9 protein-coding genes and 1 pseudogene are annotated in these 7,935 nt (G+C 58.2%); all 10 read right to left on the bottom strand.

The genetic code is table 11. The features are described from left to right. Positions 1–170 precede the first annotated feature (170 nt). Positions 171–506, bottom strand: a complete 336-nt coding sequence (locus AC3WP4_RS22715; RefSeq protein ID WP_146011621.1) for a hypothetical protein — start codon at positions 504–506, stop codon at positions 171–173. Positions 507–522: 16 nt separating this feature from the next. Then, positions 523–720 (bottom strand): hypothetical protein, encoded by a 198-nt coding sequence (locus tag AC3WP4_RS22710; RefSeq protein ID WP_074875509.1) that lies wholly within the window; start codon positions 718–720, stop codon positions 523–525. Between the two features lie 167 nt (positions 721–887). After that, positions 888–2,102 carry an organoarsenical effux MFS transporter ArsJ gene (gene arsJ, locus AC3WP4_RS22705; RefSeq protein WP_074875507.1) on the bottom strand — a complete coding sequence of 405 codons (1,215 nt, stop codon included), beginning with the start codon at positions 2,100–2,102 and terminating at the stop codon, positions 888–890. A gap of 9 nt (positions 2,103–2,111) precedes the next feature. Further along, on the bottom strand, positions 2,112–3,116 hold the full coding sequence (locus AC3WP4_RS22700) for an ArsJ-associated glyceraldehyde-3-phosphate dehydrogenase (protein ID WP_102615193.1): 1,005 nt from the start codon (positions 3,114–3,116) through the stop codon (positions 2,112–2,114). A gap of 159 nt (positions 3,117–3,275) precedes the next feature. Further along, entirely contained in the window at positions 3,276–3,638 is a 363-nt protein-coding gene (locus tag AC3WP4_RS22695) for a metalloregulator ArsR/SmtB family transcription factor (RefSeq protein ID WP_074875503.1), read from the bottom strand. Positions 3,639–3,646: 8 nt separating this feature from the next. Then, positions 3,647–3,718, bottom strand: a pseudogene (locus AC3WP4_RS22690) (arsenate reductase ArsC); the annotation flags it as partial. Between the two features lie 187 nt (positions 3,719–3,905). Then, positions 3,906–4,733, bottom strand: a complete 828-nt coding sequence (locus AC3WP4_RS22685) for an energy transducer TonB (protein WP_102615194.1) — start codon at positions 4,731–4,733, stop codon at positions 3,906–3,908. Further along, positions 4,730–5,176, bottom strand: coding sequence for a protein TolR (tolR, locus tag AC3WP4_RS22680; protein WP_074880602.1), 447 nt, complete (start codon positions 5,174–5,176; stop codon positions 4,730–4,732). The genes AC3WP4_RS22685 and tolR overlap by 4 nt, the downstream gene beginning before the upstream one ends. Before the next feature lie 13 nt (positions 5,177–5,189). After that, positions 5,190–5,891: a protein TolQ gene (gene tolQ, locus AC3WP4_RS22675; protein ID WP_074875499.1), complete on the bottom strand. Its 702-nt coding sequence runs from the start codon at positions 5,889–5,891 to the stop codon at positions 5,190–5,192. Positions 5,892–5,987: 96 nt separating this feature from the next. Next, positions 5,988–7,901 (bottom strand): phytase, encoded by a 1,914-nt coding sequence (locus AC3WP4_RS22670; RefSeq protein ID WP_102615195.1) that lies wholly within the window; start codon positions 7,899–7,901, stop codon positions 5,988–5,990. Positions 7,902–7,935: the final 34 nt, after the last annotated feature.

Here is a 7,935-nt window from a genome sequence, read left to right as displayed (position 1 = left end):
ATTGTTTACCAAGGAGTTTTCCGTTTCGACTGCGCCGGAAGTGGGGCAAATTATAGACTTCCAGAATCTGCCGTCAATCTTTAATTACGCGTTTCTATTAATCACTTGCCTGGGTGCCACTCAACACCACTATTACGGGAAAGTGCACCGGAGCGGTCGGGCTATCTCAGTTACCGCATATTGTCAGCTGACGACGTCTCTTCATCCGCCTCTGGCATGTTCCTCTCGGCTGGATCTCTCCAATCTTCAGGACGTTCGTCCTTTGGCCTTTTTAAAGGATCGGGCTGGCCTGGATCATCAGGACGCTGCGGCTCCTCGGAACCTGGCTCAGGCTTGGACGGAACAGAACCTTGTGTTCGATCTTCAAAACTCGAATCAATGGACATACCCACCTCGCAATTGAGGTCCAGCTTTTCTGGGCCGTACACATTTGAATTCTGCGTTAGCGCGGGGTGCAGTCCAGTTGATGAACGGGCTTGAAAAACCGGCGCTTGGGCCAGGTTCATGAACGACACGCAAGCGTCAAGGCTCTGGATGCTCGCTCGACACTGAGTTGGTGGCATCCACATCGGCCATTTCTTCATCGACAGGCGCTTCGTCGTCTGGAGGCAGCGGAACCTCAGGTTCTTTCTCGTTGGAATCATGTCCTGTTTCGTTATCAGTGCCGCCCGTTACGCCCTGCTGAGATTTATTTCCAGGAGCATTCTCATCAATGTCCATGCTGGCTCTCCGTTCTGATACACGGGAAGTCCGTGCTTGTATTTGAGAGATGACAACGTATTGGCAAGTGCCAAGCATTGGACGAACGGACAAACAAAAAAAGGCGCAATGGCTGCTGTCGCCCCTCTCAGGACACCGAGCGACATTTATTACACGAAAAGGTCGCTCTACACCGAATGCTTGGGCAGCCCGATAGAAATCAAGGCCGCGAGCAGCACGAAAGCGCTCGATATCCATAAGCAGGCCTCCAATCCATGCAGCTGGTACACCCAGCCTGAGAGCACCGTGCCGATAAGACGGCCCATGGCGTTGGACATGTAGTAAAAGCCCACGTCCAGCGATACCCCGTCTTCCTTGGCATAGGACACGATCAGGTAGCTGTGCAGCGACGAATTCACCGCGAACAGCGCTCCAAAGACCATCAGTCCACCCAACAGCACCACCTGTTGCGACGGCCCAGCATTCAGCCCTAGTGCAATGGCCGCAGGTAGTCCTGCCAAGGCAAGTGCCCATAAAAATGCCGCACGACCATCCGGTACGTGTCCACGTTTCTTGCCGGTAATGTTCGGAGCGAAGGACTGCACAATGCCGTAACCGATCACCCAAGCTGCGAGGAAACCGCCAACCTTCCAGAAGTCCCAGCCGAAAACACTGCTCAAGTAAACCGGCAAGGCCACCACAAACCAGACGTCGCGGGCACCGAACAGGAACATCCGCGCCGCTGAAAGGATATTGATCGCCCGGCTCTTGGACAGGATGTCGCGAAACCTGGGCTTGACCTTGGCCTTGCCCAAGTCCTTCTTCAACAGGATCAGGCTGCTGATCCAGATCAGCGTCAGGACGCTGGCCATAGTCAGCAACGCACCTTTAAAACCAATCAGCGCCAGCAAGGCTCCGCCGAGAAAGAAACCGATGCCCTTGAGTGCGTTCTTCGAGCCGGTGAGGATCGCCACCCACTGGTAGAGCTTGCCCTGCTGCCCATCGGGGACCAGGAGTTTGATAGAGCTTTTGGCACTCATCTTGTTCAGGTCTTTGGCAATTCCCGACAGTGCCTGAGCGCCCATCACCCAGGGAATGGTCAGCCAAGCCACCGGAACGGTCAGCATCAGCAGCGCCGCGACCTGAATGCCCAGCCCGATGTTCATGGTTCGGTTCAACCCCAGACGGGCGCCGAGGTAGCCACCCACGAGGTTGGTGATAACGCCAAAGAGTTCGTAGAACAGAAACAACGCCGCGATTTGCAGTGGGCTATAGCCCAACGCGTGAAAGTGCAGCACCACCAACATGCGCAATGCGCCGTCGGTGAGCGTAAAAGCCCAATAGTTGCCCGTAACGAGCAGGTACTGCCGCACTTCCGGAGCGAGGGCTGACAACGCTTTCATGACCGCTCCTTAGACTGCCAGACCGACCATTTTGGCCAGTTCGACGGTGCGATTGGCATAACCCCATTCGTTGTCATACCAGGCATAGAGTTTGACCTGGGTGCCATTGATGACCATGGTCGACAACGCATCGATGATCGATGAACGCGGGTCAGTACGGTAGTCGATGGACACCAATGGACGCTCCTCGAAACCGAGAATGTCTTTCAGCTCGTTCTCGGAAGCGTCTTTGAGGAACTGATTTACCTCTTCGACAGTGGTGGCTCGCTCGACTTCAAAGACACAGTCAGTCAGCGAAGCGTTGGCCAGCGGTACGCGTACGGCGTGACCATTGAGGCGCCCACGCAGCTCCGGAAAGATTTCGGCAATAGCGGTGGCCGAACCCGTGCTGGTTGGGATCAGACTCATACCGGAGGCACGCGCACGACGCAGATCCTTGTGCGGCTGATCGAGGATGCTCTGGGTGTTGGTCAGGTCATGGATGGTGGTGATCGAGCCGTGGCGAATGCCCAGCTTTTCGTGGATCACTTTTACCACTGGCGCCAGGCAGTTGGTGGTGCACGAAGCGGCCGTGACGATGCGATGTTCATCCGGTTTGAACAGCTGATGGTTGACGCCCATGACGACGTTCAACGCGCCTTTTTCCTTTACTGGAGCGCAGACCACCACACGCTTGACGCCCTGATCCAGGTAGGCCTGCAATACCGCCACGGTTTTCATCTTGCCGCTGGCCTCGATCACCAGATCGCAACCCGACCAGTCGGTGTCGGCAATCGCTTTGTTCGCCGTTACTTTGATCCGCTTACTGTCGATGACGACGCTATCGCCTTCGGCGCTGGCTTCGCTGTGCCAACGACCATGCACCGAGTCGAAGTTGATCAGGTGCGCATGGGTTACCGCATCGCCTGCCGGATCGTTGATCTGTACGAACTCGAATTCCGGCCAGTTCCAGGCTGCTCGCAGGGCTAGGCGACCGATCCGACCAAAGCCATTGATTCCAACTTTGATGGTCATGTTGTTGTGCTCCGTATCTGTAGTCAGTGAGAGTTCGACTGGGTGTCGAACTGGCCGATGAATTGCCTGAGACGCGGATGGTGCTGCGCCCATGCGGTTTTGAATGCTTCGCCGGGAGATTGATCGTCTTCTACCGGCAGGTGAAACCACTTCAACGATCTAGCTTTTACAGCAGGCGAGTGCCCGCTCAGGACGGTCGCCCATTTCATCAAGGCGTTTGGCGTCAGGGCTCAACCAACGCTTATTGCTTTCGAGCACAGTGGTCAGCACTTGATGGACCCAATCAGGAAGATTCGGGTGCAGTCGGTAATACACCCATTGGCCTTGCCGACGGTCCGACAGCAAACCGCAATTACGCAGCTGTGCCAGGTGTCTGGAGACTTTTGGCTGACTTTCATTCAACGCACAGGTCAGCTCACAAACACAAAGCTCTCCTTCACGAGTGATGAGCATCATGGTGCGCACCCGAGTGTCGTCAGCCAGGCATTTGAAAACAGTGGTCGGTGTCAGATGGTCAGCCATATCGTTTCTCAGTGTTTGTTTTTGACCTGGACGAACATCTTGATGCGCTCATGAATTTCGTGAAGGGTGTGACGGAAGGCGGATCTACCTGAACAGGAAGTCTCAGCTCATATACGGCTTTCCGAATATATGATTTATCGTATATCAGGTAAAGACTCAGCGGCAGATTGATCCATTAAAGGGACCTGACCCTGCCGAGCGGACTAATAAAAGCCAGAAACAGGGTCCAGCCATGGCGCATGACATGGCGTTGATGCGGCGCCCTTCTTATTTGATCCGATAATGGAACGTATTGCGCACGGCCGGCACCGGAACTGCTTGACCGTCGACGATTCGCGGTTGGTAACGGAAGGTGTTGGCGGCGGCCAGCGATGGACGAATAAACAGCGGATGGCAACCCTCAAGCACTCTGGGACTCTCGACTTTGCCCTGCGGGTTGACGGTGTATTCCACAGAGCAATCACCCTCTATGTTCTTGTCCAGAGCCCGCTGCGGATAGTCCGGCGCTTCCTTGCTCAAAGGCAAATATTGACGACTGTCGGCCGCCTTCTGTGCGGCCAGTTGGCGCGAGCGTTCGGCCGCCAGTCTGGCCTGCTCGGCGCGTTGTGCTTGCTGTTCTTGCTGTTCTTGCTGCTGGGCGAGTTCGCGTTGCTGTTGTTCGGCCTCACGGTTACGTCGTTGCGTCTCCTGACGCTCGCGCTGTTGCTCGGCTTGCTGCTCGCGTTTTTTATCGTCGACCCGTTTGCGCGCCAAGGCTGCCTGTTCGAGTTTTTTTTGTATCTGGAGCTGCGGATCGACAGCAGGTTTGATCGACTCGACGGGGGCGGCAGCAACGGGCTCGGGTGGAGCTGGCTCCGCTGAAGCTGGAACCGGTTCGGGTGCCTGCGGCTGCGGCGGCAACATCACCAATTGGGTTCTCAACACAGTCGGCTGCGTGGCTGGCGTTTTTTCCAGCGACCAGCCGTGTACCAACAAGGCCAGGACAATGACGTGCAGCGCCCCGGCCAGCCCCGCCGCCAAACTGTTTTGCCAGAACCCGCTGCGAACACTGCGCTGCAGCGAAATGGTCGAAGTGTGCATGATCATCGCCGTCATTGCAGAGCCTCGGTCACCAGCCCGAGGTTGCTGACCCCGCCCTGCTGCAACGCCGCCATCGCCGAGACCACACTGCCATAACCGGCGTCCTTGTCGGCGCGGATAAAGACCTGTGTGTCATGCCGCTCACTGACAATCTGCGCGACCTTTGCCCGCATGTCGTCGAGTGTCACGGCGCTGTCGGTCTGGTGCTGGGTATCGAGTTCACCGCCGAGGTTCCAGTAGTAACCGCCCTCGGCCTTCACCGACAGGGTCAGGATTTGCTGACGCGTGTCAGTGGCGAGGGCTTCACTGGCCACCTTGGGCAGGTCGATCTTCACTCCCTGAGTCAGCATCGGTGCGGTGACCATGAAAATCACCAGCAGCACCAACATCACATCGATGTACGGCACGACGTTCATTTCGGCCTTCGGCCCGTGCTTGCGTTGCGGTCTGACCAACATCTTCATTCTCCTCTCAGGCTGCGGCGGCCAGGTTCAACGACTTGCCGTGCAACGTGCGATGCAAGCGCACTTGAAGCTCATTGCCGAAGGCGTAGTAACGGGTGAGCAAGGTCTGGCTGCGGGAGGAAAAGCGGTTGTAGGCAATCACCGCCGGAATCGCCGCAAACAGGCCGATGGCCGTGGCGATCAGCGCTTCGGCGATGCCCGGTGCCACGGTCGACAGCGTTGCTTGCTGCACCTGAGACAAGCCGAGAAACGAGTTCATGATTCCCCAAACGGTACCGAACAGGCCGATGTAAGGGCTGACCGAACCGACAGTCGCGAGGAACTGCAAGCTTTTCTCCAACTGCACTTCCTGCTCGCTGATGGCAACGTACAACGCGCGCTCCACTCCTTCGAGCACCACGTCGGCGGCATTGCCCGTGTGCTGATGAAGATGATTGAACTCGTGAAGCCCGGCGTGAAATATCGGCTCGACGCCGTTCTCGCTGTCAGCCGTTTCCCGGTACAGCGGCAGCAGATCCGTCGTATCGCGAAAGCGCTGCACAAAAGCGTTCATCTGCCGTTCGCGCTGTTGCAGCACGCGACTGCGCTGGATGATCAAGTACCAACTGAGCAATGAGGCCAGCAACAGGGTAAGCATGACCGCTTTGACCAACAGACTGGCGTCGCTGATCAGCCCCCAGATCGTCATGTGTTCGAGTGTGGCCTGCATGGTGAAACTCCTTGTCTGATGCTCGCGGGCCGCCGATGCGCGACGGCCGTTGAGCTATTCGATGAAAAACGGATGACGGGTTGATGACAGCTCGGGTCAAGGCAACTTCAGGGCCTGGGTGACTTCGGCCCACGGCACAAATTTGAAGTTCTGCGTTTGCTCGGGCATGCGTTTGCGGCCGTCCTGCACCACCAACAGGCCTTGACTCCAAGGTCCGCCGAGGTTCACCGAAGTGACCTCCAGGCCGTCGGTTTCCGCCGCGCCGTCGATGCCGAGCTCGGCGTTCAAACCGACGCGAAAGGCGCCGCGCGAAGCAAACGGTGGCTCGGCATCCAGCACCAGGTAGCTGTCGTTGCCTTGGCTGGAGATCACCAAGTAGTCGTGAGCCGCACTTTGATAGAGCGCCAGTCCTTCCACATCGGCCTGCAGTTGCGGCCCGACCTTGATTACGCTGCTCAATGTCGCCGGTTGATCGGCGCGGGCATCCACCGCCCAGACGCCGACGTCTTCTTCACCGAGAAACAGTCGTTGGCGCTGGTCGTCGGCCACGCACCCTTCGGGTTGGCTATCGACCTTGAACTGACGCACCAACTCACCATGCACCGTGCCGTTCGGCGCGTTCAGGCGGTATTGCAGGAAGGTGCCGTCCTTGTCATTGGCAATGGCGTAGAGCTCGCCACTCGCTGGCTGAAACAGGCAGATGCCGTAGATGTCCTTGAGTGGCGTGGGGATCTCGCCAGCTTCGCGCAGCTCGCCGCTATGACGGTCGATGCTGAACAGGCTAAGGCTGTTGCGATCGCGATTGCTGGCCACGGCGAGGTCGACCGTCTGCTGGCCGAGCTTGAAATTCGGTCGCACGTCGACGTTGTTCAGGCGTCCGACCGGCAGGTCCTGCAGCAACTTGCCTTGCAGGTCGTACGCCAGCAGCCCCTGCTTTTTATTGGTGCCCAGCACACGGCTCAGGGAGGGTTGCTGGGGGTGAATCCAGATCGCCGGATCGTCCGCCGCATCGCCCTGGCGCCCGACCGGATCACTTTGACTCAGCGCTTTTACGCTTGGCAGCACTGGCGTCAACGGCATCGGCGTAGGCTGCCAGTCGAGCACGCCTTGATACAGTCGGCCGTCGTCATCGTCACGCAGCAGTATTTGCAGGCCTTTATCGGTTGGGCGCAGGGCGAGGCTTTCCGGTTCGTTCAAGCCTGGCAGCGCCAGGATTGCCTGAGCTGACCAGCGTTCACCCTGCTGCTGATAGAGGTGCAATTGCGCCGCTTTCGGGTCGAGCGCGACAATGCCACCCGGCACCAACGCCATGGCGCCTGCGGTTTTTTTGATCTCGCCGAACGGTTCACGCATGGCCACCGGGCTGCGCGTGACATCGGCTTCGGGATGCGCCGGGTAGGCCCACCATCCGACGTTTTCCTCGTTGACCAGCAACTGATTGACGCCATCGTCGACCTGGCAATCCGTTGCCGAAGGCGGCAGCGGCAAACCGCGCACTCGTTGTGGCTGGGAGTTGAGCGTCGCGCCATTGCCCACCAGCCATTGCTCGCCCTTGCCCTCCTCGCCCACTAGAAACAGGAACAGGTTGCTCGCATCGTCGCGGTACAGGCACAGACCATTGACCGGGTAATCGCGCGGCGGCAGATAAACCGGTTGACCCCATGTGCGCTTACGCGGATCAAGGCTGACCAACAGTGCTTGCTGACGATTGTTGTCGAGGCTCGCGACCAACACTTGTTGGCCGGCGGCGCGGCTGTCCACGCCATTGAACGAGCCCTTCAAACGCAGCTGTTCCTTGCCTTGCGCATCCAGCAAGAGCAAGCCGTCACGCTCGCTGGCGGCGAGGCGTTCGCCGTCGGGGCTGGCGGGCAGAAACGCCACGGCATCGACCGACAGGTTCGGTGCCCAGGGTTTGAGAGACAGGGTCGGCGCAGCCGCCAGCACCTGGCCGGTGGTCAGGCAAATCAATGCAGCCAGCACGTGGCGCTTGGGTAGAAACGAAATACTCATGAACAGGCAAAGTCCTTGTCGTAAGAGAGCTGCA

This window comes from Pseudomonas sp. FW305-20 (assembly GCF_058788075.1).
This window is presented reverse-complemented; position numbering and strand designations above follow the sequence as displayed.